General features: G+C 58.8%; 2 protein-coding genes. Both read right to left on the reverse strand.

Annotation, left to right across the window (positions count from 1 at the left end; genetic code table 11):
• Positions 1–145: 145 nt before the first annotated feature.
• Complete coding sequence (locus tag D8U18_RS23195; protein ID WP_056852531.1) at positions 146–1,639, reverse strand: CoA-acylating methylmalonate-semialdehyde dehydrogenase; 1,494 nt, start codon at positions 1,637–1,639, stop codon at positions 146–148.
• A gap of 74 nt (positions 1,640–1,713) precedes the next feature.
• The coding region (locus D8U18_RS23200) for an aminotransferase class III-fold pyridoxal phosphate-dependent enzyme (protein WP_131108533.1) at positions 1,714–2,157 on the reverse strand (444 nt) is incomplete at its 5' end.

Consider the following 2,157-nt stretch of genomic DNA (forward strand, 5'->3'; position numbering starts at 1 on the left):
TTCGACTGCGCCGGAAGTGGGGCGAATTATAGACACCTGAGATCTGCCGTCAACCGCTATTTTCACAAATCTGTCATATAGGTCAAAAAAGCCCGAAAACAAAGAGGCCGACCCAATGGGTCGGCCTCTTTGTTTGCCCTTCTACTTACAAACTAGGGAACGCGAACTGCGATGCTTCATGGCTCGCACGCTGAGGCCAACGCTGAGTGATTGCCTTGCGGCGAGTGTAGAAACGTACGCCATCCGGGCCGTAGGCATGCAGGTCGCCGAACAGCGAACGCTTCCAGCCGCCGAAGCTGTGGTAAGCCACTGGCACCGGCAATGGAACGTTCACACCGACCATGCCCACTTCGATCTCGTCGCAGAACAACCGCGCCGCTTCGCCGTCACGGGTGAAGATGCAAGTGCCATTGCCGTATTCATGATCGTTGATCAACTGCATCGCTTCTTCCAGGCTGTTGACCCGAACGATGCACAGCACCGGCCCGAAGATCTCTTCTTTATAGATGCGCATCTCTGGTGTGACGTTGTCGAACAGGCAGCCACCCAGGAAGAACCCTTCTTCATGACCGGCCACGGTCAGACCACGACCGTCCACGACCAGCGTAGCGCCAGCCGCTACGCCATCTTCGACATAACCGCTGACCTTGTCGCGCGCCTGACCGGTAACCAAAGGCCCCATGTCCAGGCCGCAGGAAGTGCCCGCACCGATTTTCAATGCCTTGATCTGCGGAGTGAGTTTGGCCACCAAAGCATCGGCAACCTGATCACCCACGCACACGGCCACCGAGATCGCCATGCAGCGCTCACCGCAAGAACCGTAAGCTGCGCCCATCAATGCACTTACTGCGTTGTCCAGATCCGCATCCGGCATCAGCACTGCATGGTTCTTCGCGCCGCCCAGGGCTTGCACGCGTTTGCCGCGCTTGGTGCCTTCGGCATAGATGTATTCGGCAATCGGCGTCGAACCGACGAAGCTCAACGCTTTGACTTCTGGCGCTTCGATCAGCGCGTCCACCGCTGTCTTGTCGCCGTGTACCACGCTCAGCACGCCCTTCGGCAGTCCGGCTTCCAGCAGCAATTGTGCGATCAGCAGTGTCGAGCTCGGGTCACGCTCGGAAGGCTTGAGGATGAAGCAGTTGCCGCAGACGATCGCCAGTGGGTACATCCACAGCGGCACCATGGCCGGGAAGTTGAACGGGGTGATACCCGCAACCACGCCCAGCGGCTGGAAGTCCGACCATGCATCGATGTTCGGGCCAACGTTGCGGCTGTATTCGCCTTTGAGAATTTCCGGCGCTGCGCAAGCGAACTCGACGTTCTCGATGCCGCGTTTCAGTTCACCGGCAGCGTCTTCCAGGGTCTTGCCGTGCTCTTCGCTGATCAACTGCGAAATCCGGCCTTCGTTCTGTTCCAACAGTTGCTTGAAGCGGAACATTACCTGGGCCCGCTTGGCCGCAGGCGTGTTGCGCCAGGCCGGAAATGCAGCCTTGGCGGCGTCGATGGCGCTCTGGATGGTTTCGCGGGTCGCCAGCGGCAGCTTGTGAATAGCCTGTCCGGTAGACGGGTTGAACACATCGACCGCGCGACCGTTCTCGGTCACCAGTTCGCCATTGATCAAATGCGGAATAACGCTCATGGAAGCTCCTGAAAAGTTGTCCACAGGCGGCCGTTTCCGAACGCCCATTGTTTATAGCTATATAGAAGGAGAAATCAGTCGATCTTGCTCAGCACTTCGCCAACCGCATCGAACAGGCGATCAAGGTCTTGCGGCTTGCTGTTGAAGGTTGGGCCGAACTGCAGGGTGTCGCCACCGAAGCGCACGTAGAACCCGGCTTTCCACAGTGCCATGCCGGCTTCGAACGGACGAACGATGGCGTCGCCATCACGGGGGGCGATCTGGATCGCACCGGCGAGGCCGAAGTTACGGATGTCGATGATGTTCTTGGTACCTTTCAGACCATGCAGTGCATTTTCGAAATGCGGTGCGACTTCAGCCACGCTCTGTACCAGGTTTTCCTTTTGCAGCAGGTCGAGCGCTGCCAGGCCCGCGGCGCATGCCACCGGGTGCGCGGAATAGGTGTAGCCGTGCGGGAATTCCACCGCGTACTCAGGCGTCGCCTGGTTCATGAAGGTCTGGTAGATCTCGGAGCTGGC

Source organism: Pseudomonas sp. Sample_10 (assembly GCF_004321495.1).
Lineage (GTDB): Bacteria > Pseudomonadota > Gammaproteobacteria > Pseudomonadales > Pseudomonadaceae > Aquipseudomonas.

Bases quoted from the DNA above. Each gene is read 5' to 3' on its own strand.
- D8U18_RS23195 (WP_056852531.1), bottom strand. From the start codon at position 1,639: ATGAGCGTTATTCCGCATTTGATCAATGGCGAACTGGTGACCGAGAAC.